Below are 25,733 nucleotides of genomic sequence, written 5' to 3' on the forward strand. Positions count from 1 at the left end.
CGCCGCGCCGCGTCATTGCAGCAAGGTGGTCGAGGGGGCCAGGCTGCGCTGCACGAAGTCGGCCAGCGCCTCGACCTCCGGGATGCGGATGTCACGGCGGCCTTTCTCGACGAATTCGATGACCCCGTCCCGCGCCAGCCGCGACAGCGCCCGGCTCACCGTCTCCAGCGTCAGGCCCAGGTAGTTGCCGATCTCGGCGCGTGTCAGGCGCAGCTTGATCTGGTCGTTGCGCAGGCCGCGGCCGGCCAGCGATTCGGCCCAGTGGTGCAGGAACTCGGCCACCCGGGCATCGGCCGGCAGCGTGCACACCGACATCAGCGAATCGCGGTCCCGCGTGATCTCGCGGCTCATCGCTTCATGCAGCGCCATCATCAGCGCCGGCCGGGTCGCGCAGGCCGCGATCAGCTGGTCGTAGCGCACCGTCCACAGCTCGCCGGTGTCCATCGCCACCGCATCACCGCTGTAGCTGCCGGCGGCAATGCCGTCGAAGCCGAGCCAGTCGCCGCGGAACTTCAGGCCGACCACCTGCTCGCGGCCGTCGCTGGAGGGGTTGACGATCTTGAAGAAGCCCGAGTTCAGGATGTAGAGCTGCGCGAAGCGTTCGCCGGCGCGGTAGATCACGTCGCCGGCGTGCACGACGCGGCGCTGCGGTGCCAGGTCTTCGACCAGTTGCTTGAGGGTGGCCGCCGTGCGCTCGCTGGCATGCTGGTGGGCATTCGCCCGGGCATCGGCCCGTGCGGCGCGGGCGCTATGGAAGGCGGCAGCGGGGAGGGCGGTGGCGATGGCACTGGTCAGCATGGCGGGCTCCGAAGAAGGGGGCAGCAGGATTCGATGAGGGCACTGTAGAAAGCCCGAGCCAATGCCGTGACAACGGCTGGCGCCACTGCGTGTCGATCGGTGAATGCTTGGTATCCGGCGTGTATCAGCACGCCTGCGGCGCGCGGCGTTTGATGCCGCGCAAGCCCGCTGCACGTCGAATCGTTAGTCTTTGCGTACCGCCGCCGACCCATTTCGTCGCGGCGGACACCATGTACCGCACCGACCCATCCGATGCCGCCCGCAACGCCGGGGCTTTTTCGCCTGCCCAGCGCGAGCCGGTGCTGGCGCGGGCCATGGCGTTGAAGCAGGCCGCACGCGAGGGCCTGGTGCAGGCGCCGCTGCGCGGCAAGTACTTCGGCCTGGTGAGTGAAAGCCCGGACAGCCCGGAGGCGCTGCTCTTCGTGCGCGCGGCGACCGAGCTGGGCGCCCAGGTGGCGCAGATCCGTCCCAGCGTGGCCCGGCTGGATCCGTCCGGCGATCTGGAGCAGACGGCGCAATGGCTGGGCCGGCTGTACGACGCCGTCGAATGCCAGGGCCTGGCACCCGGCATGGTCGAGCGCATGCGCGCCGCCGCCAACGTGCCGGTGCTCGACGGCATCGCGTGTGCCAGCCACCCGATCGCCGCGTGGATCGGCCAGGTGGACGCCGGATCCGACAGCGAAGGCAGTCGCTTCCTGGTGCAGGCCGCGCTGATGGATCTGGTGGAACGGGCCGGTTGATCAGCTGGCGCAGAAGGCGGCCAGTCGGGTCCACAAACCGTGGCTGATGGCCCATCCGGACGCCAGCACCAGGCCCAGCCCGGCGATGCGCAGGTCCAGCGCCTGCAGCCACCGACGAGGCGGCATGCGATCGGAAACCCGCCGCCACTGCGCGCGGGCCCAGGGCGCGGCCAGCAGCGCCGGCATCGAACCCAGCGCGAAGGCCGCCATCACCAGCGCGCCGCCCGCCGCGCTGCTGGCCAGCGCCGACAGCAGCAGCGCGGCCTGCAAGGCACCGCAAGGCCAGGCGACCCAGGCCAGGCCGGCCAGGCTCGCGCGCCAGGGCTTTGGGCGATTTCCGACGCGCTGCACCGGCACCGACATGGACACCGCAACGCTGCGCTTCATCCAGGCCGGCGAGCGGCCCGCGGCCAGCCACCACAGCCCGAGCGACAGGAAACCCATGTGCAGCGCCAGCCACAGCGGGCGCAGCGCCGGTGTCGCCTGGCTCCACGCGCCCAGCGCGCCGATGCTGCCGGCGGCCAGCGCGCCGCCGGCCATGTAGCCGAGCAGCCGGCCACCCTGGAAGCCGAGCGCGCCCGGGCGGCTGCCCTGCGTCAGCGCGGCGCAGGGCGCGCCGCACATCAGCAGGCAATGCGGCGTGGCGGCCAGGCCCATCGCCAGACCGGCCAGCGTGAGCGCCCCGTCCATCAGACGATGCGCGAAAACTGCGCGCGCTGCTGGTCCTGCTGCAGGTAGCGGTCGAAGACCATCGCGATCGCGCGCACCACATACCAGCCGGCGGCGGTGACCTGCAGCGCGCCGGCTTCGATCTCGACCAGGCCGGCCTCGGCCAGCGGTGCCAACTGCGCCAGTTCGCGGGCGAAGTAGGTGCCCATGCGGATCAGGTGCGACAACTCGATCGATTCGAAATCGACCCGGCCCTGGCACATCAAGGCCATGATCACCGCCCGCCGCACCAGGTCGTCGCGGTTCATGACGTAGCCGCGCACCACCGGCAAGCGGCCCTGGCGCAGCGCGTCGTAGTACTCCGGCAGCGTCTTGGCGTTCTGCACATAGCTCAGGCCGACGCGGCCGATGGCCGAGACGCCCAGGCCGATCAGGTCGTTGTCGGGCTGCGTGCTGTAGCCCTGGAAGTTGCGGTGCAGGCGGCCCTGGCGCTGCGCGACGGCCAATGCGTCGCCGGGCAGCGCGAAGTGGTCCATGCCGATGTGGCAGTAGCCCTGGGCGCCCAGGCCGGCGATGGCCGATGCGAGCATGGCCACCTTGTCGGCGGGCTCTGGCAGATCGTTGGCGCTGATGCGGCGCTGCGGCTTGAAGCGCTGCGGCAGGTGCGCGTAGGCATACAGCGCGATGCGGTCGGGCCGCAGCAGGCCGATCTGGGCGATCGTGCGCGTGAAGCTCGCCGGCGTCTGCTGCGGCAGGCCGTAGATCAGGTCGGCATTGATGGAGTCAAAGCCCAGCTTGCGCGCGGCGACCATCAAGGCCTGTACGCTGTCGAAGCTCTGCACCCGGTGCACCGCCTGCTGCACCTGGGCATCGAAATCCTGGATGCCGAAGCTCAGGCGATTGAAGCCGAGCTGGCGCAACCACAGCAGGCGTTCGGCGTTCACGGTGCGCGGATCGACCTCGATCGACAGCTCGGCCGCATCGGTCAGGCGGAAAGCGTGCCGCAGCGAGGACATCACCCGTTCGAGTTCAGCGTCGGACAGGAAGGTCGGCGAGCCGCCGCCGAAGTGCAGCTGCGAGACGGCCTGCGGCCGGCCCAGCGCGCGGCTGACCAGTGCGATTTCGGTGTCCAGCGCGTCCAGGTACTGCGTGGCACGTTCGTGGTGCCGCGTGATGACCTTGTTGCAGGCGCAGTAGTAGCACACCGATTCGCAGAACGGGATGTGCACGTACACCGACAGCGGCAGGACCGCGCCGGCGCCGCCGCCGGCAGGACCGCCCTGGGCGCGCTCGGTCAGCGCCAGCAGGCCATCGTCCGGCCCGACGGCTTCGACGAAACGATCGGCGGTGGGGTAGGAGGTGTAGCGCGGTCCGGCACCGCCGAAACGCTGCAGCAGCGCGGGCGACAGCACCGGGTGGGCCGCGGTGGGGACAGACACGGGGAAAGACGCGGGGGAAGGCGAGGCGAGCGCGGACATGGCCGAATGCTGCCGGCTGAGCCGCGGCCCGAGCTTGCGCTGGCGCAAGGTCGATGCAGGTGCCGGCCACAACAATCATGAACACTGACCTCCCTCACAGGACCGTGCCATGACTTTGCCTTCTGCCGTTTCGCCGGTACCGGTGGCTGCCTTGAAGGTGGCCTGTTCCAGCTGCAACCTGCGCGAGCTGTGCCTGCCCTGGGGCTTGTCCGACCCGGACCTGCAACGGCTGGACGCCCTGGTCGCGGTGCGGCGCAAGGTGCGGCGTGGCCAGTTGCTGTTTCGCCGCGGCGAGCCCTTCGATGCGCTCTACGCGGTGCGCAGCGGCTTCTTCAAGACCCGCGCGACGACCGACGACGGCCGCGACCATGTCACCGGCTTCCAGATGGCCGGTGAACTGCTGGGGCTGGACGGCATCAGCACCGAGCGTCACAGCTGCGACGCGGTGGCGCTGGAGGACTCCCAGGTCTGCGTGATCCCGTATGGCGCCTTCGAGACGCTGTCGCGCGAGTTTCCCGAGCTGCAGCGCCAGTTCCACAAGCTGATGAGCCGCGAGATCGTGCGCGACCACGGCGTGATGCGGCTGCTCGGCAGCATGCGCGCCGAGGAGCGGTTGGCCGCGTTCCTGCTGAACCTGACGCAGCGCCTGGAGGCGCGCGGCTTTTCGTCGTCCGCGCTGCTGCTGCGCATGACGCGCGAAGAGATCGGCAGCTACCTGGGCCTGAAGCTGGAGACGATCAGTCGCAGCTTCTCGAAATTCCAGGACGACGGCGTGCTGCAGGTCAGGCAGCGCGAGATCCGCGTGCTCGACCCGGTGGCGCTGCAGCGGCTGGTCAACGGCGTGGCTTGTTGAGCGGCCCGCCGGGCACGCTGTCGGGCAGCGTGCCGAATGCGTCATCGGCAAGCATGCCGAGTGCGTCATCGGCAAGCATGCCGAGTGCGCCATCGGCAAGCATGCCTAGTGCGCCATCGGCAAGCATGCCTAGTGCGCCGTCGGAGCGGGTGCCAGCAGCAGCTGGGTGATTGCGGTCGACGTGGCGATGGTGCCCCAGAAGATCAGGAAGGTCACCGAGTAGACCGCGCTGCGCGGCCAGTCGATCGCGTCGCTGCCGAACCAGTGCAGCGCCGTCGGGTCGACCACCACGAAGACCAGCATCTCCAGCACGCCGGCCATCACGAAGGCCGGCCACAGGATCATCAGTGCCTGCAGGCGGAACGGCGGGGCGACAGTGGCGCTGCGCTCGGCCGGCAGCGTGGCCTCACCGGGGTGCACGGGGCGCGACGACATGGTTGCGGGCCTGGGTGGCCGGCGACATCGCTTCGGCGCGCGGCTGGGGTGCCTTCAGCAGCGGCACGTCACCGCCGCGCCAGGCGATGGCGAAAGTGATCGTGCCGGCCACGACCACGACCGCCGGGCCGGCAATCACCAGCCAGACGATCGGTACACGCCACCAGGGCAGGGCGGGCAGCATCAGGGATTTGTTCATGCGGTCTCCCAACCACTCTCAACGAGGGACGACGAAGGTGGACTTTTCGCTGACGGCATCGGCGTCGTGCCCGATCGGTGTCACGCGAAAGCGAATCGCATGCGCACCGGGGCCGATGGCGGCTGCGGCCTGCGGCGGCACGCGCACCGCCAGCGTCACCCAGCGAGCCTGCGCCGGCGGCAGGTCCACCTCGATGGTGCTGGCCAGTTCGGCACCGGGGACGCCGCTGACGCCGACGCGGTAGCGCTGCAGGCTCTCGGTGGCGTTCATCAGCTGCAGCCGGTAGAGGTTCTCGATCTGGCCGTTGTCGACCAGCCGCGCCAGCGTGCCGCGGTCGCGCACGACATCGACCTTCAAGGTCTGGCGCAGCGACAGGCTGGTGGTGAAGGCTGCGGCGATGGCCAGCAGCACGCCGCCATAGATCAACACCCGCGGCCGCAGCACGCGTTTGAACATCTGCCGCCGCGTGAAGCCCTTGCGCACGCCGTTTTCGGTGGCGTAGCGGATCAGCCCGCGCGGGTACTTCATCTTGTCCATCACGCCGTCGCAGGCGTCGATGCAGGCGCTGCAGGCGATGCATTCGTACTGCAGCCCCTCGCGGATGTCGATGCCGACCGGGCAGACGTGCACGCACAGACCGCAATCGATGCAATCGCCGAGACCGAGCTTGTCCAGATCGGCGCCGCGCGCCCGCGTACCGCGCGGGTCGCCGCGTGCCGTGTCGTAGCTGACGATCATCGTGTCGCGGTCGAACATCGCGCTCTGGAAGCGCGCATACGGGCACATGTACTTGCACACCTGCTCGCGCAGGAAGCCGGCGTTGCCGTAGGTGGCCAGGCCGTAGAAGCTGACCCAGAACCATTCCCAGGGGCCCACGCCCTGCGCGGCAGGGCCGCCGATGCCCATCAAGGTGAGGGCTTCGGCCCCGAGCGTGTGGATCGGCGTGAAGTAGCCGACGAAGCTGAACCCGGTCCACAGACTGATGGCCAGCCACACGCCATGCTTGGCGCTCTTGCGCCACAGGCGCTTGAAGCTGCGCGGCCCGGCATCGAGCTTGATGCGCGCCCCGCGTTCACCTTCGATGTGATGTTCGACCCACAGGAAGATCTCGGTGTACACCGTCTGCGGGCAGGCATAACCGCACCACATGCGCCCGGCCACCGCGGTGACGAAGAACAGGCCGAAGGCCGACAGCACCAGCAGCCCGGTCAGGTAGATGAAGTCCTGCGGGTACAGCACCAGGTCGAAGATGAAGAAGCGGCGCGCGGCCAGGTCGAACAGCACCGATTGGCGGCCGTTCCAGCTGAGCCACGGCAGGCCGTAGAACAGCGCCTGCGTCAGCCACACCAGCGCCCAGCGCCAGCGCGAGAACCAGCCGTGCACCGAGCGGGGATAGATCTTCTTCTGCTTCTCGTACAGCGAGACGAGTTCGGTGCCTGCCGCGGTGGCCACCGGCGTGGCAGCCGACCTGGCCACAACAACAGGCTGGATGGGAATCACGCGGCGCATGGTGCGCGCTCAGGGCGCCCCGGTGTTCGACAGGCTCCACACATAGGCGCCGAGCACATGGATCTGCTCGCGCGACAGGCGCGACGCGTGCGCCGGCATCACATTGGTCTTGCCGCGGTTGATCATCGCGACGATGGCGTCCTCGCCCCAGCCGTGCAGCCAGACCTTGTCGGCGAGGTTCGGTGCACCGAGCGCCGGCGTGCCCTTGCCGCCGGTGCCGTGGCAGGCGCCGCAGGCCGCGAACTTGTCGCGGCCGAGGTTCGCCGCAATGCTGTTGTGCGGGCTGCCCGACAGGCTCAGCACGTAGTTCGCAACGTTGCGCACGTCGTCGGCATTGCCGATCGCCGCGGCCATCGGCGGCATCACGCCCTGGCGGCCCTGGGTGATGGTTTCCTCGATGCGCTCGGGGCTGCCGCCCCACAGCCAGTCGGTGTCGGTGAGGTTCGGGAAACCCTTGCTGCCGCGCGCGTCGGCACCATGGCAGGTGGCGCAGTTGTTGGCGAACAGCCGCTCGCCCAGCGCCATCGCCCGCGGGTCGCGCGCCAGCTCGGCGGCCGGCTTGGCGGCCAGACCGGCAAACAGCGGCGCGGTGGCGGCACGCGCTTGCGCCTGCTCGGTGCTGTGCTCCAAAGTGCTCGTCCATTGCAGCGCGCCGCGCACGCTGCCCAGGCCCGGGTACAGCGCCAGGTAGATCGCCGAGAACACGACTGTCAGCACGAACAACCACATCCACCAGCGCGGCAGCGGGTTGTTCAGCTCGCGCAGGTCTTCGTCCCAGACATGGCCGGTGGTGTTGTCGCCCGCCATCACGCGGCGCCGCGCGGCGATGACCAGCAGCGCGAGGCAGGCCACCAGCCCGGCGATGGTGACGCCGGCGATGTAGATCGACCAGCCGCTGTGGAAGAAGTCGCTCATGGCCGGGCTCCGTCGGTTGTCGCGTTGTCCTCGTCCAGGAAGGGCAGTTGCGCCGCGGCATCGTGCTCGGCCCGGCGCCTGGGCCACCAGGTCCAGAGCAGCAGGCCCAGGAACAGCAGCAGGCTGAGCAGCGTCACGAGGCTGCGGAGGTCATTGAGGTCCATGGTGTGATTTCGTCCTGGCTACTTGAGCTGGGTGCCCAGCGATTGCAGGTAGGCCACCAGCGCGTCCATCTCGGTCTTGCCCTGCAGCGCCGCGGCGCTGGCGGCGACCTCGGCGTCGCTGTACGGCACGCCCAGCCGCTGCATCGCCTTCAGCCGTGGCGGCACGCTGGCCGCATCGACCTGGGCGTGCTCCAGCCACGGGTAGGCCGGCATGTTGGATTCGGGTACCAGGTCGCGCGGGCCGGCCAGGTGCAGCCGCTGCCACTCGTCGCTGTACTTGCCGCCGACGCGGTGCAGGTCCGGTCCGGTGCGCTTGCTGCCCCACTGGAACGGCCGGTCGTAGACGAACTCGCCGGCCACCGAGTAGTGGCCGTAGCGCAGCGTCTCGGCATGCAGCGGGCGGATCATCTGCGAGTGGCAGTTGTAGCAACCCTCGCGCAGGTAGATGTCGCGGCCGACCAGCTGCAGCGCGCCATAGGGCTTGAGCCCCGGCACCGGCTCGGTCGTCGAGCGCTGGAAGTACAGCGGCACGATCTCGACCAGCCCGCCGATGGCGATGGTGACCAGGATCAGCATGATCATCAGGAAGTTGCTGGTCTCGATGCGCTCGTGACCGGTGGGATTGGTGTGTTCTTGTGCCATGGTGATTGCGTTTTCAAGCGCCGGCGTGGGCCAGGGCCGGGATGCGGCTGGGCTGCACGCGACCGCTCTTGACCGTCATCACGACGTTCCAGACCATCACGCCCATGCCGCCGAGGTAGAGCAGGCCGCCGCCCAGGCGGATCACATAGAACGGCCAGGTGGCCTTGACCGATTCGACAAAGGTGTAGACCAGCGTGCCGTCAGCATTCAGCGCACGCCACATCAGGCCCTGCATCACGCCGGCGATCCACATCGCGGCGATGTAGAGCACGATACCCAGCGTCGAGATCCAGAAGTGCAGGTTGATCGCCGGCACGCTGTACATCGTGGTGCGGCCGTACATGCGCGGGATCAGGTAGTACAGCGAGCCCATCGAGATCAGGCCGACCCAGCCCAGCGCGCCGGCGTGCACGTGGCCGACGGTCCAGTCGGTGTAGTGGCTGAGTGCGTTGACGGTCTTGATCGACATCATCGGCCCCTCGAAGGTGGCCATGCCGTAGAACGACAGCGCGACGATCAGGAACTTCAGGATCGGGTCGTCGCGCAGCTTGTGCCAGGCGCCCGACAGCGTCATCACGCCGTTGATCATGCCGCCCCAGCTGGGCGCCAGCAGCACCAGCGAGAAGACCATGCCGACCGACTGCGCCCAATCGGGCAGCGCGGTGTAGTGCAGGTGGTGCGGGCCGGCCCACATGTAGGTGAAGATCAGCGCCCAGAAGTGCACGATCGACAGCCGGTAGCTGTACACCGGGCGCTCGGCCTGCTTCGGGATGTAGTAGTACATCATGCCGAGGAAACCAGCCGTTAGGAAGAATCCCACGGCGTTATGGCCGTACCACCACTGCACCATCGCGTCCTGCACGCCGGCATAGGCCGAGTAGCTCTTGGTCAGGCTCACCGGCATGGCCGCCGAGTTGACGATGTGCAGCAGCGCCACGGCGATGATGAAGGCACCGAAGAACCAGTTAGCGACGTAGATGTGGCGCACCTGGCGCCGGCCGATGGTGCCGAAGAACACCACCGCGTAGGCCACCCAGACGACGGCGATCAGCAGATCGATCGGCCACTCCAGTTCGGCGTACTCCTTGCCCTGCGTCATGCCCAGCGGCAGCGTCACCGCGGCCAGCACGATCACCGCCTGCCAGCCCCAGAACACGAAGTTGGCCAGCTTCGGCAGGAACAACGGCACCTGGCAGGTGCGCTGCACGACATGCAGGCTGGTGGCCATCAGCGCGCAGCCGCCGAAGGCGAAGATCACCGCATTGGTGTGCAGCGGCCGCAGCCGGCCGTAGCTGAGCCAGGCGATGCCGTTGGTGAGGTCCGGAAAGGCCAGCTGCGCGGCGATCAGCACGCCCACGGCCATGCCGACCACGCCCCACAGCACCGCTGCCAGTGCAAATCCGCGCACCGAGTCATCGGTGTAGTTCACCGTGCCTGGCGCTCGTGCAAGTGTGTTCATCCGGGTCACCATTTCTTCGTTCAGCTGACGACACCGGATTTTTCGGCGCCTGGCCGGCGCCGGGCTTGATCGGCGTCAAACGCTTCGCCGTCGCCATCGAAAATCTGCTCGCCCTGTTGTTCCAGGTCGTCGAACTGGCCACGCTGCAGCGCCCAGGAGAACAGGCCCAGGATCGCCAGCACCAGCACGGCGCTCATCGGGATCAGCAGGTACAGGATGTCCATCGCGATTCAGCGCGTCAGGCGCAGTGAATTCAGCACGACGAACAAGGAGCTCGCCGCCATGCCCAGGCCGGCCGCCCACGGCGGCAGCCAGCCCAGCAGAGCCAGCGGAATGCAGGTGGCGTTGTAGGCCGCGGCCCAGGCCAGGTTCTGCTGCACCACCCGCAGCGCGCGCCGCGCGATGCCCCGCGCGTGCACCAGGTCCTGCAGCCGGTTCGAGACCAGCACACCGTCGGCCTGCGTGCGGGTCAGTGCACTGCCGGCGCCCATCGCGATCGAGACATCGGCCCGGGCGATCACCGGCGCATCGTTGATGCCATCGCCGAGCATCGCGACGATCTCGCCGCGCTGCTGTGCCGCGGCGATGGCGGCCAGCTTCTCGTCCGGCGCGAGCCCGCCCAGCGCCGAGTCCGTCCCCGCCGCCAGGCCCAGTTGCGCGGCCACCTGCCGCACGCGCGCTGGCGCATCGCCCGACAGCAGCCGCACCTGCACGCCGTCGGCCTGCAGCGCATGCACCGCGGCGATGGCATCGTCGCGCAAGCGCTCGTCGAAGCGCAAGCGCGCCAGTGCGCGGCCGTCGCAGGCCAGCCATGTCGAGACCCGCTCATCCTGTGCGTCAGCATCGCCGCCGGTCCAGCGCGCGGAACCCAGGCGCCAGCAGCGGCCCTCGGCGTCGCGCGCTTCGAGGCCCTGGCCCGGTTGCTCGTGCACGTCGCGCCAGGCGTGCTCGCTGCCTTGCGCGCCGGAACCCGGCCCCTGCAGCGCCTGCGCCAGCGGATGGCTGGACCAGGCGGCCAGCGACGCGGCGATGCGCTGCAGCGACGCGGCGTCGTGCGGCCCGCCGTCCACCAGGCGGTCGACGCCGCTGCAGACCAGCGCGCCTTCGGTCAGCGTGCCGGTCTTGTCGATGAACAGCGTCTGCAGCCGGGCCAGGCCCTGGATCGCGTCGAGCCGGCGCAGCAGCAGCCCGCGCCGGCTCATCGTGCCGGCCGCGGCGATCAGCGCCGAGGGCGCCGCGAGCGACAGCGCGCACGGGCAGGTGACGATCAGCACCGACACCAGCACCCACCAGACGCGGCCCGGGTCGATCTGGCTCCAGGCCGCGGCGGCCAGGCCGGCCAGCAGCAGCACGCCCCACAGGAAGGGGGCCGCCCAGCGGTCGGCGGTGGCCAGCAAAGTCGGCCGCTGCGTGCGTGCCGCGCGCATCATCGCGACGATGGCTTCGTGCCGCGTGTCGGCGCCGACCCGGTCGACGCGCATCAGCACCGGCGCCTGCAGGTTCAGGCTGCCGGCCACCAGCGCATCGCCGGGGCGTTTGGCGACCGGCCGTGATTCGCCGGTGAGCAGCGATTCGTCGGCCGCGGTCACACCCTCGAGCAGCACGCCGTCGGCCGCGAAGGACTGGCCGACCGGCACGCGCACGCGGTCGCCGGGCACCAGGCGGTGGAGGCTGACCGACTCGACGCTGCCATCGGCGGCGACACGCAGCGCCGCTGCGGGCAGCCGCTGGCAGCTGTCTTCCAGCGCCCGCTCGGCACGATGCCGCGCCTGCATTTCCAGGTAGCGGCCGCCGAGCAGGAAGCTGACGAACATCGCCAGCGAATCGAACCAGACCTCGTGGCCGAAGGTGCCGCCGGGGTCGAAGGCCGCGCCGCTGCTGGCGATGAAAGCCACCGCGATGCCCAGCGCCACCGGCACGTCCATGCCGATGCGCCGTGCCCGCAGCGCGCGCCAGGCACCGGCGAAGAACGGCGCCGCCGAGAACCACAGCACCGGCAGCGTCAGCAGCCAGCTGCCCCAGTCCAGCAGTTGTTTCTGGTCGGCCGGCAGCTCGCCCGGTGCGCTGACATACGCGGGGGTTGCCAGCATCATGATCTGCATCGCGCAGAAGCCGGCGACGAACAGCCGCCACAGCGCCGTGCGCGCCTCGGCCTGGCGCGCGTTGCGCGATGCGGCGGCGGTGTCGGGAAGCGCGCGATAGCCGCTGGCTTCGACAGCGGCCAGCAGCAGCGAGACGCGTGTGGCCGCCGGATCCCAGCGCACGGTGGCGCATTGCGCGGCGGCACTGACACGCGCATCGATCACGCCGCGGGTGGCGCGCAGCGCACGCTCCACCGTCGGTGCACAGGCGGCGCAATGCATGCCCTGGATGCGCAGCGCCGACTCGGCGGTGCGCTGGCCGCCGGCCCGTGTTTCCCAGCGCGTGAACGCGGCCATCTCGGCGGTGTCGTCCAGCACGCCGATGGGTGTCAGCATCGCGGCGCGCTCCGGGGGCGCCTGCTGCCGATGGCGGGCAGAAGGATCGTCATGGGGTGTTCAGGCGGCTTGCCCAGCCATGGGCTTCCTGGGGCGGTGCTGCGTTGCCACGGGATCAGGCCGCGGCGAGACGGCTGCGCAGCGCCGGCGTGATCCACAGGGCGCCCTCGCGGCTGGCGATCAAACCCTCCACGCCGGGCGTGCTGCGCAGCAGTTCGCGGCCGGCCGCGGTGTCCAGCACCATCGTTGCCGCGCCCAGTCCGTTCAGGGCGGCCAGGTCGGTGCCGACCAGCGTCACGCCGTGCGGCCCCTGCGCCGGGTAGCCTGTCTTCGGGTTCAGCACATGGTGATAGCGGTGCCCATCGCGCACGAAGCAGCGTTCGTAATCGCCTGACGACGCGACAAAACCATGCCGCACGGACAGCGCGCCGATCAGCCCATCTGGCCGATGCGGATCTCGAATCCCGACCCGCCAGGGACGCGCCGCCGCGGCGGTCATGGCCACCACGTCGCCGCCGCCGTTGACCAGCGCGGTCTCGAGTCCGCTCGCGCGCAGCGTCTCCAGACCGGCCGCCAGGATGTACAGCTTGGCGATGCCGCCGGGGTCGATGCGCATGCCGCGCCGGGTCAGGCGGGCGGTGCCGGCCCGGGCATCGAGCACCAGCTGGCGGTAATCGACCACGGGAAGATGACGTGCAATGTACGCGTGCTCCGGCATCGACGGGCTGCGCGGGTCGAAATGCCAGCGACCGACCGAACCGACGGTGACGTCGAAGGCGCCGCCGCTGCGGCGCGACATCGCCTGCCCCATCGCCAGCACCTGCATCAACTCGGGCGGCACCGCCACGGCTTGCAGGCCGGCCGCGTGGTTGACTGCCGCCAGCCGGCTGGTCGCCGTGTAGTGGCTCATCATGTCCACCAGCAGCGCCATGCGGGCAAAGGCCGCATCCAGCGCGGGGCGCAGCAGCGCTGCGTCTTCGGCCATGGCCGCGATGTCGACGCGCGTGCCCATCAGCGTGCGCGACGCGCGCAAGCGTGCCGGCTCCCCGCGAGCGATGCTCACCAAGGGCCACGCGGTGAAGCCGGCGCCGAGCGCCGCACCCAGCACCCAGCGGCGCCGGCCGCGGTCCATCGACGCCGGCGGCGCGTCGGCGCGGGCCGCGTTCATGTCGTGCGCCATCACCGTCTCGGCCCTGCGTTCAACGCGAAGCGGCGACCATGAAGTCCACCGCGGCCTTGAGATCGTCAGCCGACAAGGTGGTGGAACCACCACGAGCCGGCATCTGGCCCTTGCTGCCGGTGAAGCCTTCGGCCGCATGTTTGTGGAGCACGTCCACGCCTTGTGCGATGCGCGGCGCCCAGTCGCCCTTGTCGCCGGGCTTCGGTGCACCGGCAACGCCGGCAGCGTGGCACAGCGCGCAGGTCTTGTTGTAGACGGACTTGCCGGCCGCGTGGTCTGCGGGCGCTGCGGCAGGTGTCGTCGCTGTCGCGGCGACGGCAACCTGGGCCGGCGATGCGGTCTCTTGCTTGCCGCAGGCGGTGAACAGAACGGATGCAGAAAGCACCAGGGCGAGCGAGAGATGTTTCATGGTTGTTGGACTCACTGTGGAATGGGGCGAGGTGAATTTGAACTGCTGCCGGGCAGCCAGCACTTGAGAAATCGCAAGCCCCGCGTGCCAGTGCGCGCAGATGATCCAGCCAGCAAAAGAGGCGGGGTGGCCACAAGACGCTGATCCGGACTCTCTGCACTGGATGACCATCTCGATACCGAGGACCAATTCATGAATGAAGTTGCAAGAACGCCATTGGCATCCGAAGCCGTGCGAGGCCGCCGTAGTTTCCTGAACACCGCTGCAGCGGCAGGCCTGGCCGGCGTCGGCATGTCGGCCTGCTCCGAGAAGCCGGCAAGCGCACCGACGGCCAAGGCCGTTCCCGGAGCGCACTCGAACGCCGGCGAGCCCGGCGGCTCGATTCACATGAAGCCGGGCGAGCTCGACACCTACTACGGCCTGTGGAGCGGTGGCCACAACGGCGACATGCGGGTGCTCGGCCTGCCCTCGGGCCGCGAGATCACGCGCATCCCGTGCTTCGTGCCCGACGCGCTGGTCGGCTGGGGCCTCACCAACGAGTCCAAGAAGATCATGGGCACCAAGGCCGACGGCAGCCTGAAGTACACCGTCGCCGATACCCACCACACCCACGCTTCCTACAAGGACGGCAATTACGACGGCCGCTACGCCTGGATCAACGACAAGATCAACAGCCGCATTGCCCGCATCCGGCTTGATTACTTCATCTGCGACAAGATCACCGAGTTGCCCAATGTCCAGGGCTTCCATGGCATCTTCCCGGACAAGCGCGACCCGGTCGATGCGGCCATCAACCACACGACGCGGGTGTTCTGCGGCGCCGAGTTCCATGTGCCGCTGCCCAACACCGGCGGCGATCTCGACAAGCCCGAAAACTATCGTTCGCTGTTCAGCTGTGTCGACGCCGAGTCGATGGAAGTGCGCTGGCAGGTGCTGATCGACGGCAACTGCGACCTCGCCGCGACCTCCTACGACGGCAAGCTGGCGGCCACCAACCAGTACAACACCGAGAACGGCGCCAGGTTCGAGGACATGATGTCCGCCGAGCGCGACGCCTGCCTGTTCTTCGACGTCGCCCGCATCGAGGCGGCGGTGAAGGCCGGCAAGTTCAAGACCATTGGCGACTCCAAGGTTCCGGTGGTCGACGGCACGCGCGCCTCGAATGCGGATGCCAAGACGGCGCTGACAGCCTATGTGAGCGTGCCCAAGAATCCGCATGGCGTGAACGCCAGCCCGGACGGCAAGTATTTCATTTGCGCCGGGAAGCTGTCGCCGACCTGCACGGTGATCGAGCTGTCCAAGGTGCTCGACTGGTTCGACGGCAAGCTCGACAAGATCGACAAGGCCATCGTCGCCGAGGTGGAAGTGGGCCTGGGCCCGCTGCACACCGCGTTCGACGGTCGCGGCAATGCCTACACCACGCTGTTCCTGGACAGCCAGCTCGTCAAATGGAATGTCGATGCGGCGATCAAGTTCCACGCCGGCGACAAGAACGCCAAGTACGTGGTCGACCGGCTCGATCTGCAATACCAGCCCGGCCACGTCAACGCCTCGCAGTCCGAGACCAAGGCGGCCGACGGCAGATGGCTGGCGGTCGGCTGCAAGTTCTCGAAGGACCGATTCCTGCCGGCCGGCCCGCTGCATCCCGAGAACGAGCAGCTGATCGACATCTCGGGCGACAAGATGGTGTTGATGGCCGATCACCCGGTGCGCGGTGAGCCGCACGACTTCATCATCTTCAAGCGCGAGTTGCTGCGGCCGAAGCAGATCTATGCGCTCGACGAGTTTCCCAATGCGGTCAAGGACCCCAAGGAAAGCGGCGTGGTGCGCAACGGCCGCAAGGTCACGGTGAAGATGACCTCGCAAGCGCCGTCCTTCAGCCTGCGCGAGTTCAGGGTCAAGAGGGGTGATGAGGTCACGCTGATCCTGACCAACCTCGACAAGGTGGAGGACCTGACGCATGGCTTCGCGATCCCGAAGTACAACGTCAATTTCATCGTCAATCCGCAGGAGACGAAGTCGGTCACCTTCATCGCCGACAAGCCGGGCGTGTACTGGGCCTACTGCACGCACTTCTGCCATGCGCTGCATCTCGAAATGCGCAGCCGCATGATCGTCGAGGCCTGACAGCCGGCCGCGCGCTGGGGCGCGCGGCGCTGCTCCCACCATGAACCTGCTTGCCATCCTGCTGCGCCTGTGCGTGGCGGCCGCTGCCTTGCTCGGCGCGCCGTCACTGAGGGCCACCGCCTACGAAGTCGCGCTGCCGGCCGAGATCCACAGCGCGAAGAGGCTGTGCGACCTGGTGCCGTGCACGGCGGTGTTTCCAGGCGCCAGCGCGTTCTCCGAGCGCAAGGGCCAGCCACCCTATGTCGAGGCCTACGCCGACGACCGGGGCACGCCCCGGCTGCTGGGCTACGTGATGCTGTCGACCGACATCACCGACACGCCAGCCTATTCCGGCAAGCCGGTGGTCACGCTGATCGGCATGGACCTGAAGGGCCGGTTCGTCGGCGTCAGGGTGCTCAAGCACTCCGAGCCGATCCTGCTGCTGGGCATCCCGGAAACCGCGCTGACGAAGTTCAACGACCAGTACCTGGGCAAGTTCGTCGGCGACAAGATCGAGATCGGCCAATCGCGTCCCGATGAAGGCATCGTCGGCATCGATGCGATCTCCGGCGCCACCGTGACGGTGATCGCGCAGAACCAGGTGATGATGACCTCCGGCGGCGCCATCGCGCGCCAGACCGGCATTCTGGCGGCCACCATCCGTCCGCAGGCCCGTTTCACCGACAGCGGGCGCACGGTTGACTGGGCGAGCCTGGTCGCCGAAGGCAGCGTGCAGCGCTTGAGGGTGCAACCCGAACAGGTCGGACTGGACCGCAGCGGCACGCCCTTCATCGAGCTGTGGTTCGGCTACCTGAACCAGCCCGATGTCGGCCGCTCGGTGCTCGGCGATGCCGGCTGGTCCAACCTGATGGCGCAGCTGAAGCCCGGGGAACACGCGCTCTTCGTCATCCGCACGCAGGGCACCGAATCGTTCAAGGGCTCGGGCTTCGTGCGCGGCGGCCTCTATGACCGCATCCAGGTGCGGCAGGGCCTGGACAGCTTCACCTTCCGTGACCTCGACTACCTCAACCTCTATGGCGTGGCCGCCGTCGGCGCGCCGCGCTTCAGCGAGTCAGCCATCTTCATCGTGCGCTCGCCGGCGTTCTCCGCGGCGTTTCCCTGGAAGCTCAATCTGCTGGGCAACCGGGTCGACCGCAGTACCGGAATCCGCAGTTTCGCCAACTTCGATGCCGAGTACTGGCTGCCGGCAGCAGCGCTGCAAGGCGGACGACCGGTGGTCGAGCGGCCCGAGGCCACCTGGGTCAAGGTGTGGAAGGCGCGCGCGGTCCAGATCGGGCTGTTTGCCGCGCTGCTGCTCGGCGTGGCCGTGGTCTATGCCCTGCGCGACCAGCTGACGCGGCGCGCCACGCGCAAGAACAAGTGGCCGGTGAATGTCTTCAAGTACAGCGCCTGGCTGCTGAGCATCGGCTTCGTCGGCTTCGGCCTGATGGCGCAGCCGTCGATCACGCAGGTGCTGACCTGGTTCCACGCGCTGCTGTTCCACTGGACCTGGGCGCTGTTCTTGAGCGACCCCTTCGTCTTCCTGTTCTGGGTCTTCATCATCGTCACCGTGTTCGTCTGGGGGCGCGGCCTGTTCTGCGGCTGGTTGTGCCCGTTCGGTTCGCTGTCGGAGCTGCTCTACAAAGTGGGCGGCCTGGTCGGGCTGAAGCGCTTCCAGCGCGCCTTGCCCCGGGCCTGGCACGACAAGCTGAAGTGGCTCAAGTACGGCGTCTTCTTCGGCCTGCTCGCGGTGTCGATGTTCTCGATGGGCTGGGCCGAGATGCTGGCCGAGGTCGAGCCGTTCAAGACCACCTTCCTGGTCGGCTGGTTCACGCGTTCGTGGCCGTACACGTTGTTCGCAGCCAGCGTGCTGGGCCTCTCGGTATTCATCGAGCGGCCGTTCTGCAAGTACCTCTGCCCGCTGGGTGCCTCGCTGGCGATGCCCTCGACCTTTCGCTGGTTCGGGCTGCGTCGCAAGCAGGAGTGCAGTTCGTGCAAGGCCTGCGCGACGGGCTGCGGCGCGCAGGCGATCGACGCCGACGGCCGCATCGATCACCGCGAATGCCTGCACTGCCTGGATTGCATGGTCCTCTACACCGACACCCACGCCTGCCCGCCGCTGGCCAAGGAGCGCAAGCTGCGCGAACGGCAGGGCCTGCCGCTGACGCGCATCGGCCGCGACGGCTACTTCATCCCCATTCACCCGGTGCCGGCGGATCGCCCGGCCGCGAAGGCCTGAACACCATGGTCGACCCCCGCATGCCCACCGATCCGGCCGAGCCCGCCTATGCCGCCGGCCGGCCCGGTGTCTGCGGCTGGCTGTGCGCCGAGGCCTGGGACCACGTCTGGCCCTGGCGGCGCCGCGCGGCCGGCTTGCCGCGTGCGCTGCAGGCGGCGGGCTTCGCGCTGGCACTCGCGGCCACGCTGGTCTGGGGGCTCGCCGCGATGGGCCAGCTGCGCGCCGGTGCCGTCATCGGCTCGTGGTTCGGCTGGAGCGTCTACGAAGTGCTGATCCGGCTGGGCGCCAAGCGCTACGTCAAGGACGGGCCCTGGTGGGGCCGGCGCTACCGCGTGGCCAGCGTGATGGACATGGTGTGCTACGTCGGCTTCAAGAACCTGCTGATCGGCGCCGTCTTGTTCCTGGCGCTGCTGCCGATGGCTGCGCAGGCCGCGACCTGGACGGTGCGCCCCGGCGAGGCCATCCAGCCGGTGCTGGACCGCGCCGCGGCGGGCGACGTGATCGAGGTGCGGCGCGGCCACTATGCCGGCAACCTGCTGATCGGCAAGCCGCTCACCTTGCGGGGTATCGATCGGCCGACCATCAGCGCGGGCCAGCAGGGCGACACCATCCGCGTCAAGGCGGTCGACGTGACGATCGAAGGGCTGATCGTGCGCGACTCCGGCGACAGCCTGCTGGCGCAGAACGCCGGCATCTACCTGACGCCGGGCTCGCACCGCGCGCTGGTGCGGCACAACGACCTCGTCTACAACCTGTTCGGCCTGTGGATCGAGAAGGCCCAGGACGTGCGGGTCGAACACAACCTGATCGTCGGCAAGCGCGAGTACGCCTCGTCGCAGCGCGGCAATGGCGTGCAGCTCTACAACACCACCGGCGCACGCATCATCGGCAACCACATCAGCTTCGTGCGCGATGCGCTGTACGTCGATGTGTCGCACGACGCGGTGTTCCGCGGCAACCGGCTGCACCACAGCCGCTATGGCACGCACTACATGAACTCCTACCGCAATCTGTGGGAGGACAACGACACCTACGCCAACCGCGGCGGCCTGGCGCTGATGGAAGTGCGCGACCAGGTGGTGCGCAACAACCGCGCCTGGGGCAACAGCGACCACGGCATCATGCTGCGCACGCTGCAGGACTCGGTGATCGAGCACAACGTGGTGGCCCGCAATGCACGCGGCTTCTTCATCTACGACGTCGAGTACGCGCACCTGAAGGGCAACCTGGTGGTCGACAACCAGGTCGGCGTGCACTTGGCAGCCGGCTCGACGCGCAACCGCGTCGAGGGCAACGACTTCATCGGCAATCGCGAGCAGGTGCGCTATGTCGGGGCGCGCGACGAGACCTGGGGCGCCGAGGGCGGCAACCACTGGGCCAACTACCTCGGCTGGGACCGCGACGGCGACGGCCGCGGCGACGTGCCCTACGAAGCCAACGACATGGTCGACCGGCTGGTCTGGCGCCATCCGTCGGCCCGGTTGCTGCTGGCCGCGCCGGCGGTGCAGGCGCTGCGCCTGGTGGGCCACCAGTTCCCGCTGCTGCGCGTGCCCAGCGTCATCGACCCGAAGCCGCGCATGCGGCCGGTCCACACCCAATGGAGCGAGTGGAATGGAAAGCAGACCCGTGCCGGGCGCTGACGGCGCCGAGGCCATCACGCTGCGCGGCGTGGTCAAGCACTACGGCGCGGTGCACGCCGTCGACGGCGTTGATCTCGACGTGCGGCGCGGCGAGGTGTTCGGCCTGATCGGCCGCAACGGCGCCGGCAAGAGCACCTTGTTCAAGATCATGCTCGGGCTGGTCGGCGTGGATGCCGGCGACATCCGCATCCAGGGCGTGCCGGTGTCGGGGCGCAGCTTCCGCAGCGTGCGGCGCGGCATCGGCTACCTGCCGGAGAACATCGTGCTGTACGACAACCTGAGCGGCCTTGAAACGCTGCGCTACTTTGCGCGGCTGAAGGGCGCGCCGGCCGGTCAGTGCGAAGCCGCACTCGATCGCGTGGGGCTGGCCCATGCGGCGGGCAGGGCGGTGCGCGAGTACAGCAAGGGCATGCGCCAGCGCCTGGGCTTCGCACAGGCGCTGCTGGGCTCGCCGCAGGTGCTGTTCCTCGACGAGCCGACGACCGGGCTCGATCCCGAAGCGATCCGCGCCTTCTACCTGAGCTTGCGCCAGCTGCGCGACGAGGGTGTCACGATGATCATCACCTCGCACATCCTGGCCGAGTTGCAGGAACGCGTGGACCGCCTGGCGATCCTGGCGCACGGCAAGGTCCAGGCGCTGGGCAGCGTGCAGCAACTGCGTGAGCGCATGGCCCTGCCGCTGCGGCTGGAGGTGCTGGCCGAAGATTCGGCGCTTGCCTCTCTGCAGGCGGCGCTGGCGCCGCTGCCGGTGCATGAGCTGCGCCACCAGGGCCCACGTTCGTTCGCCAGCTTTCCACGCGACGCCAAGATGGCCGTGCTCGCGGCGCTGGCCGGGCTGGGCAGCGCGGTGCGCGACATCGTGGTCCACGAGCCGACGCTCGAAGACGTGTTCTTCGGCTTCGCCGACTGAGCGGCCGCGATGGAACTGCACCAGGTCTTCGTTGTCGCGCTCAAGGAGTTGCGCGACCGCCTGCGCAACCGCTGGGTGCTGGCGGTCGCGCTGGTCTTCACGGTCTTCGCGTTCGTCATCGCCTATGTCGGCGGCGCCCAGCAGGGCGCGCTCGGTTTGCGCTCGGTCGAGTTCACGATCGCCAGCCTGGTCAGCCTGGTGATCTACCTGATCCCGCTGATCGCGCTGCTGCTCGGCTTCGATGCCATCGTCGGCGAACGCGAACGCGGCTCGCTCGAGCTGCTGCTGACCCTGCCGATCACCCGGCTCGAGCTGCTGCTGGGCAAGTACCTCGGCCTGGCAGCGGCGCTGAGCCTGTCGACGCTGGTCGGCTTCGGGCTGGTCGCCGTGCTGCTGGCGGTGCAGACGGGCGTGGCCGGCCTGGTGCCCTACCTCGGCTTCATGTTCAGCTCCGTGCTGCTGGGCCTGGCCTTCCTGAGCCTGGCGGTGATGCTCTCGGTGCTGGCATCGGACCGCACCCGCGCCTCGGGCCTGGCGATCGCGCTGTGGTTCTTCTTCGTGCTGGTGTTCGACCTGCTGCTGCTCGGCCTGCTGGTGGGCGCCGGCGGCGCCGCCGGCGGCGACTGGTTCGCCTACCTGCTGCTGCTGAATCCGGCAGACGTCTTCCGCATCCTCAACGTGTTCTCGCTCGACGACGTGCGCAGCCTGTACGGGCTGAGCAGCATCGTGCCCTCGGCCCTGGCCAAGCCCTGGCTGATGAGCCTGGTGATGCTGGGCTGGATCGTCGCGCCGCTGGCCATTGCCACCTGGAGATTCCGACCATGAACTTCAATCGCCGCCACTTGTTGCTCGCCGCCTGCGCCGCGCCGCTGACCGTGCTGATCGGCTGCAGCCAGTCGGACGCGGCCACGCCCATCAAGCCGGCGCAGATCGACCCGGCCACCACCTGCGACCTGGACGGCATGCTGCTGGCGGACTATCCCGGCCCCAAGGCGCAGGTTCACTTCGTCGGCGTTGCGGCACCGGTGTTTTTCTGCGACACCGTCGAGATGTTCGCCACTTTGCTGCGCCCAGAGCAGGTCAGGGCGGTGCGCGCCGCATTCGTGCAGGACATGGGGCGGGCAGACTGGGACAAGCCGCAGGGCCACTGGATCGAGGCCGACAAGGCCCTCTACATCGTCGGCAGCAAGCGCCACGGATCGATGGGGCCGACCTTTGCCAGTTTCGCCGCCGAAGCCGACGCGAAGAAGTTCGCGAGTGCCCATGGGGGCAGACTGCTGAGCTACGCAGGGATCAAGCCGGACATGGCCGACCTCAGCGGTGGCGCAGTGCACGACTCACGGATGTAGCGCCCGATCCGCGGCCTGAAGCGGATGCACGCTGAGCAGGGCCCGAAGCGCCGCAGGGTCCAGGATCTGAATGCGCCGCTGGCGAACCGCCAGCAGGCCGTCCGCCTGCAACTTCGAGAAGCACCGACTGACGGTTTCCAGCTTCAGCCCCAGGAAAGTGCCGATCTCCTGGCGCGTCATCCGCAGGACGAGCGCGCTCGATGAAAGGCCGCGCATCTCCAGTCGCCGTGCAAGATCGAGCAGGAAGCTTGCGACCCGCGCCTGCGCGCGCATGCTGCCCAGCAGCACCATCACGCCCTGGTCGCGGACGATCTCCCGACCCATGATCTTGTGGACCTGGTGCTGCAGGCCGGGAAATTCACGCGAGAGATCTTCCAGCTTCTCGAACGGAATGACGCACACCTGAGCGTCCTCGAGGGCCACCGCGTCGCAGGTGTGAACATCCGTGCCCACGCCATCCAGCCCCAGCAACTCACCCACCATCTGAAAGCCTGTCACATGCTCGCGCCCGTCTTCGCAGGTGGTGCGGGTCTTGAAGAAGCCGGTTCGTACCGCATACAGCGCCTCGAAACGATCGCCGGCACGAAAGAGGCACGCGCCGCGTTCAACCGGCTGGCGCTTGACCACCAGGGCGTCAAGGCGTTCGACCTCGGCGTCATTGAGTCCCACGGGCAAACACACATCGTGCAGTCCGCACTTCGCGCAGGCGACCTGGAGCGATGCTGCGCTGAGTTGCGTGGGTGTCTCTTCGGCGCGTGTCGACATGGATCAGCTCCTGAGTTTCCTGTTGTGCATTGTTGGTGCGCCCCTGGGGTCGCGGCTTGCGCGGGATCAAGGTGCCGAGTGTTCGCGCGGAGCACGATTCACCAATGAGCACCCGCCACCTCGAACACCTGCTGAACCCGGCCTCGATCGTGGTGTTCGGCGCCTCCGACCGCGCCGGCAGCGTCGGCGCCACGGTCTGGCGCAACCTGCGCGCCGGGCAGTTCGCCGGGCTGGTCTTTGCCGTCAACCCGCGCCTGTCCCGACTGGACGGCGAAGCGGTGGTCGCCAGCGCGGCCGCGCTGCCGCAAGCGCCCGCGCTGGCGCTGATCTGCACGCCGCCGGCCACCGTGCCGGGCATCGTTGCAGACCTGGCGGCGCGCGGCACCCATGCCGCGATCGTGATGAGCGCAGGTTTGAGCCCGGTGCAGAAGCAGGCCGCGCTCGATGCCGCAAGGCCGCAGCTGCTGCGCCTGCTCGGGCCGAACTGCATCGGGCTGCTGACGCCGCACCTCGGGCTCAACGCCAGCTTCGCGCACACCGATGCACTGGCGGGCGATGTCGCCTTCGTCTCGCAATCCGGCGCGCTGCTCACCGCGGTGCTGGACTGGGCCAAGTCGCGCCGCGTCGGCTTCTCGCACCTGGTCTCGCTCGGCGAGCGCGCCGATGTCGACTTCGGCGACCTGCTCGACCACCTGGCCAGCGATGCCCGCACTCGCGCCATCCTGCTGTACATCGAATCGATCGAGTCGCCGCGCAAGTTCATGTCGGCGGCACGCGCTGCCGCGCGCAACAAGCCGGTGATCGTCGTCAAGGCCGGCCGCGCCGGTCTCGGCCTGCAGGCGGCCGCGTCGCACACCGGTGCGCTGGCCGGTTCCGACATCGTGTTCGATGCGGCGATCCGCCGTGCCGGCATGCTGCGCGTCGACACGCTGCAGGACCTGTTCATGGCCACCGAAACGCTGGCCCGCTTCAAGGGCACACGCCGGGCGCACCTGCCGGGCAGCGACTCGCAGAGTGATCGCGAGGACTGCCTGAGCCTGATGACCAACGGCGGCGGCGCCGGCGTGATGGCCGCCGATGCGGCTGCACTGGCCGGTGTGGCGCTGCACGAGCTGCCGCCCGCGCTGCGCGAACGCCTCGATGCGCTGCTGCCACCGACCTGGTCGCACGCCAACCCGATTGACATCATCGGCGACGCTCCGGTGACGCGTTATGTCGACACGCTGCAGGCGCTGCTGGCCGAGCGCGAGACCGGCTCGGTGCTGTTCCTGCACGCGCCCACCGCCATCGTGCGCAGCGACGACATCGCGCGCGCCTGCGTGCCGCTGGTGCGCCAGGCGGCCGGGCGGGTGATGGCCTGCTGGCTGGGCGACACGGCAGTGGCCGAAGCACGGCGCATCTTCGAGGACGCCGGCGCTGCCGACTATCCGACGCCCGAGGAAGCCGTGCGTGCGTTTGCGCTGCTGCAGACCTATCGCCGCAACCAGGCCTTGTTGCTCGAAGCGCCGACCGCCAGCGAGAACGGCCCGCCCGACATCGCAGCGGCCCGCGCAACGATAGACCGTGTGCTGGCCGAAGGCCGCGAGATGCTGAACGAGCTGGAGGCCAAGGCGGTGCTGGCCGCCTACGGCATCCCGACCGTGGCGACGGTGGCCACTGCGCCCACCGCCGACGCCGCCGTGATGGCCGGGCCGGATATTGGTTATCCCGTCGTGCTGAAGATCCTGTCGCCGGACATCAGCCACAAGTCAGACGTCGGCGGCGTGCAGCTGAACCTGCAAGACCCCGCTGCCTTGCGCAGTGCCGCCGAAGCGATGCTGGCCCGGGTTCACGAGTGCCGGCCCGACGCACGGCTGACCGGCTTCACGGTGCAAGCCCAGGTGCAGCGGCCGCAGGCGCAGGAGCTGATCCTGGGCGCCAGCATCGACCCGACCTTCGGGCCGGTGCTGCTGTTCGGCCAGGGCGGCACGGCGGTCGAGGTGCTGGCCGACCGCGCCATCGGCCTGCCGCCCTTGAACCGCGTGCTGGCGCGCGAGCTGATTTCACGCACCCGCGTCGCCCGGCTGCTGGCCGGCTACCGCGACCATGCGCCGGCGCGGCTGGACGCCATCTCCGACGCGCTGATCGCGCTGTCGCAGATGCTGGCCGACCTGCCCGAGCTGGCCGAGGTCGACATCAACCCGTTGTGGGCCGACGAGCATGGCGTGCTGGCGCTGGACGCGCGCATGCGCATCAGCCCGCGTGCACCGGCGGGTGCGACGCACTTCGCGATCGCGCCGTATCCGGCGCAGCTGGCGCAGGTGATCGACTGGCATGGCGAGCCGCTGCTGCTGCGGCCGATCCGGCCGGAGGACGAGGCGCAGCACCGTCGCTTCGTCGAGCGCTTGACGCCGGAGGACCTGCGCCTGCGCTTCTTCAACGCCCGCCGCAGCCTGCCGCGCAGCGAACTGGCCCGGCTGACGCAGATCGACTACGACCGCGAGATGGCCTTCATCGCCGTGCGCACGCTGCCCGACGGCACGCCGCAGACGCTGGGCAGCGTGCGCGCGGTGAGCGACCCTGACGGCATCGAGGCCGAGTTCGCGATCATCGTCGACTCGGCCGAGAAGGGCCGCGGCCTGGGCACGCTGCTATTGCGCAAGATGATCGGCTACCAAGGCGCGCGCGGCACGCGGCGGCTGGTCTGCGACGTGCTGACCGAGAACCGCGCGATGCAGGCGCTGGCGCAGGCCGCAGGCATGCAGCGGCAGGCCATTTCTGAGGATCCGCAGGTGCTGCGCTACCTGCTGCCGCTGGC

At 69.0% G+C, this 25,733-nt stretch carries 23 protein-coding genes and 1 pseudogene; 9 read left to right on the forward strand and 15 right to left on the reverse strand.

What is annotated here, in order from left to right; all coding sequences use genetic code 11:
• Positions 1-12 precede the first annotated feature (12 nt).
• Positions 13-798 carry a Crp/Fnr family transcriptional regulator gene (locus VLK61_RS15125; RefSeq protein WP_325422442.1) on the reverse strand — a complete coding sequence of 262 codons (786 nt, stop codon included), beginning with the start codon at positions 796-798 and terminating at the stop codon, positions 13-15.
• A gap of 230 nt (positions 799-1,028) precedes the next feature.
• On the opposite strand from VLK61_RS15125, the gene VLK61_RS15130 reads away from it, so the two are divergent.
• Entirely contained in the window at positions 1,029-1,538 is a 510-nt protein-coding gene (locus VLK61_RS15130) for an ornithine carbamoyltransferase (protein ID WP_325422443.1), read from the forward strand.
• On the opposite strand, the gene VLK61_RS15135 is transcribed toward VLK61_RS15130, so the two are convergent.
• On the reverse strand, positions 1,539-2,228 hold the full coding sequence (locus tag VLK61_RS15135) for a sulfite exporter TauE/SafE family protein (RefSeq protein WP_325422444.1): 690 nt from the start codon (positions 2,226-2,228) through the stop codon (positions 1,539-1,541).
• Positions 2,228-3,646 (reverse strand): oxygen-independent coproporphyrinogen III oxidase, encoded by a 1,419-nt coding sequence (gene hemN, locus VLK61_RS15140; protein ID WP_325422445.1) that lies wholly within the window; start codon positions 3,644-3,646, stop codon positions 2,228-2,230. Before hemN ends, VLK61_RS15135 begins: the two co-directional genes overlap by 1 nt.
• Positions 3,647-3,794: 148 nt before the next feature.
• Between hemN and fnr the strand changes: the two genes are divergently transcribed.
• Positions 3,795-4,538, forward strand: a complete 744-nt coding sequence (gene fnr, locus VLK61_RS15145; RefSeq protein ID WP_325422446.1) for a fumarate/nitrate reduction transcriptional regulator Fnr — start codon at positions 3,795-3,797, stop codon at positions 4,536-4,538.
• Positions 4,539-4,667: 129 nt separating this feature from the next.
• On the opposite strand, the gene VLK61_RS15150 is transcribed toward fnr, so the two are convergent.
• The 11 genes from VLK61_RS15150 to VLK61_RS15200 all read right to left on the reverse strand — a co-directional run bounded on the left by VLK61_RS15150 (position 4,668) and on the right by VLK61_RS15200 (position 14,116).
• The gene (locus VLK61_RS15150) at positions 4,668-4,973 is read right to left on the reverse strand and encodes a hypothetical protein (protein ID WP_325422447.1); all 306 of its coding nucleotides are present in this window, start codon (positions 4,971-4,973) and stop codon (positions 4,668-4,670) included.
• Positions 4,945-5,172 (reverse strand): nitrogen fixation protein FixH, encoded by a 228-nt coding sequence (locus tag VLK61_RS15155; RefSeq protein ID WP_325422448.1) that lies wholly within the window; start codon positions 5,170-5,172, stop codon positions 4,945-4,947. Before VLK61_RS15155 ends, VLK61_RS15150 begins: the two co-directional genes overlap by 29 nt.
• 18 nt (positions 5,173-5,190) lie before the next feature.
• Positions 5,191-6,681, reverse strand: coding sequence for a cytochrome c oxidase accessory protein CcoG (gene ccoG, locus VLK61_RS15160; protein WP_325422449.1), 1,491 nt, complete (start codon positions 6,679-6,681; stop codon positions 5,191-5,193).
• Positions 6,682-6,690: 9 nt separating this feature from the next.
• Positions 6,691-7,596: a cytochrome-c oxidase, cbb3-type subunit III gene (ccoP, locus tag VLK61_RS15165; RefSeq protein ID WP_325422450.1), complete on the reverse strand. Its 906-nt coding sequence runs from the start codon at positions 7,594-7,596 to the stop codon at positions 6,691-6,693.
• Positions 7,593-7,760 (reverse strand): cbb3-type cytochrome oxidase subunit 3, encoded by a 168-nt coding sequence (locus VLK61_RS15170; protein WP_325422451.1) that lies wholly within the window; start codon positions 7,758-7,760, stop codon positions 7,593-7,595. The genes ccoP and VLK61_RS15170 overlap by 4 nt, the downstream gene beginning before the upstream one ends.
• 18 nt (positions 7,761-7,778) lie before the next feature.
• Positions 7,779-8,402 (reverse strand): cytochrome-c oxidase, cbb3-type subunit II, encoded by a 624-nt coding sequence (ccoO, locus tag VLK61_RS15175; RefSeq protein ID WP_325422452.1) that lies wholly within the window; start codon positions 8,400-8,402, stop codon positions 7,779-7,781.
• Between the two features lie 13 nt (positions 8,403-8,415).
• On the reverse strand, positions 8,416-9,861 hold the full coding sequence (gene ccoN / locus VLK61_RS15180; protein ID WP_325422453.1) for a cytochrome-c oxidase, cbb3-type subunit I: 1,446 nt from the start codon (positions 9,859-9,861) through the stop codon (positions 8,416-8,418).
• 20 nt (positions 9,862-9,881) lie between these two features.
• Positions 9,882-10,085, reverse strand: a complete 204-nt coding sequence (gene ccoS, locus VLK61_RS15185; protein ID WP_325422454.1) for a cbb3-type cytochrome oxidase assembly protein CcoS — start codon at positions 10,083-10,085, stop codon at positions 9,882-9,884.
• 6 nt (positions 10,086-10,091) lie between these two features.
• Positions 10,092-12,338 carry a heavy metal translocating P-type ATPase gene (locus VLK61_RS15190; RefSeq protein ID WP_325422455.1) on the reverse strand — a complete coding sequence of 749 codons (2,247 nt, stop codon included), beginning with the start codon at positions 12,336-12,338 and terminating at the stop codon, positions 10,092-10,094.
• A gap of 115 nt (positions 12,339-12,453) precedes the next feature.
• Complete coding sequence (locus tag VLK61_RS15195; protein WP_325422456.1) at positions 12,454-13,518, reverse strand: FAD:protein FMN transferase; 1,065 nt, start codon at positions 13,516-13,518, stop codon at positions 12,454-12,456.
• A gap of 19 nt (positions 13,519-13,537) precedes the next feature.
• Positions 13,538-14,116, reverse strand: coding sequence for a c-type cytochrome (locus VLK61_RS15200; RefSeq protein ID WP_414636817.1), 579 nt, complete (start codon positions 14,114-14,116; stop codon positions 13,538-13,540).
• A 3-nt stretch (positions 14,117-14,119) separates the two neighbouring features.
• Between VLK61_RS15200 and nosZ the strand changes: the two genes are divergently transcribed.
• The 6 genes and pseudogenes from nosZ to VLK61_RS15230 all read left to right on the forward strand — a co-directional run bounded on the left by nosZ (position 14,120) and on the right by VLK61_RS15230 (position 22,171).
• The gene (gene nosZ, locus VLK61_RS15205) at positions 14,120-16,054 is read left to right on the forward strand and encodes a TAT-dependent nitrous-oxide reductase (RefSeq protein WP_325422457.1); all 1,935 of its coding nucleotides are present in this window, start codon (positions 14,120-14,122) and stop codon (positions 16,052-16,054) included.
• A gap of 40 nt (positions 16,055-16,094) precedes the next feature.
• A pseudogene (locus VLK61_RS15210) lies at positions 16,095-18,682 on the forward strand (4Fe-4S binding protein); the annotation flags it as partial.
• A gap of 6 nt (positions 18,683-18,688) precedes the next feature.
• Positions 18,689-19,912 (forward strand): nitrous oxide reductase family maturation protein NosD, encoded by a 1,224-nt coding sequence (locus VLK61_RS15215; RefSeq protein WP_325422464.1) that lies wholly within the window; start codon positions 18,689-18,691, stop codon positions 19,910-19,912.
• Entirely contained in the window at positions 19,884-20,822 is a 939-nt protein-coding gene (locus tag VLK61_RS15220; protein ID WP_325422458.1) for an ABC transporter ATP-binding protein, read from the forward strand. Before VLK61_RS15215 ends, VLK61_RS15220 begins: the two co-directional genes overlap by 29 nt.
• Positions 20,823-20,831: 9 nt before the next feature.
• Positions 20,832-21,647: an ABC transporter permease gene (locus VLK61_RS15225; protein ID WP_325422459.1), complete on the forward strand. Its 816-nt coding sequence runs from the start codon at positions 20,832-20,834 to the stop codon at positions 21,645-21,647.
• Entirely contained in the window at positions 21,644-22,171 is a 528-nt protein-coding gene (locus VLK61_RS15230) for a nitrous oxide reductase accessory protein NosL (RefSeq protein ID WP_325422460.1), read from the forward strand. Before VLK61_RS15225 ends, VLK61_RS15230 begins: the two co-directional genes overlap by 4 nt.
• Here the strand turns inward: VLK61_RS15230 and VLK61_RS15235 are convergent.
• Positions 22,160-22,936 carry a helix-turn-helix domain-containing protein gene (locus VLK61_RS15235; RefSeq protein ID WP_325422461.1) on the reverse strand — a complete coding sequence of 259 codons (777 nt, stop codon included), beginning with the start codon at positions 22,934-22,936 and terminating at the stop codon, positions 22,160-22,162. The two genes, VLK61_RS15230 and VLK61_RS15235, sit on opposite strands and share 12 nt — an antisense overlap.
• A 104-nt stretch (positions 22,937-23,040) precedes the next feature.
• Here VLK61_RS15235 and VLK61_RS15240 point away from each other — a divergent pair.
• Positions 23,041-25,733: bifunctional acetate--CoA ligase family protein/GNAT family N-acetyltransferase (locus VLK61_RS15240; RefSeq protein WP_325422462.1), on the forward strand; the 2,693-nt coding region annotated here is incomplete at its 3' end.

This window comes from Aquabacterium sp. (genome assembly GCF_035476535.1).
GTDB lineage: Bacteria > Pseudomonadota > Gammaproteobacteria > Burkholderiales > Burkholderiaceae_C > Pseudaquabacterium.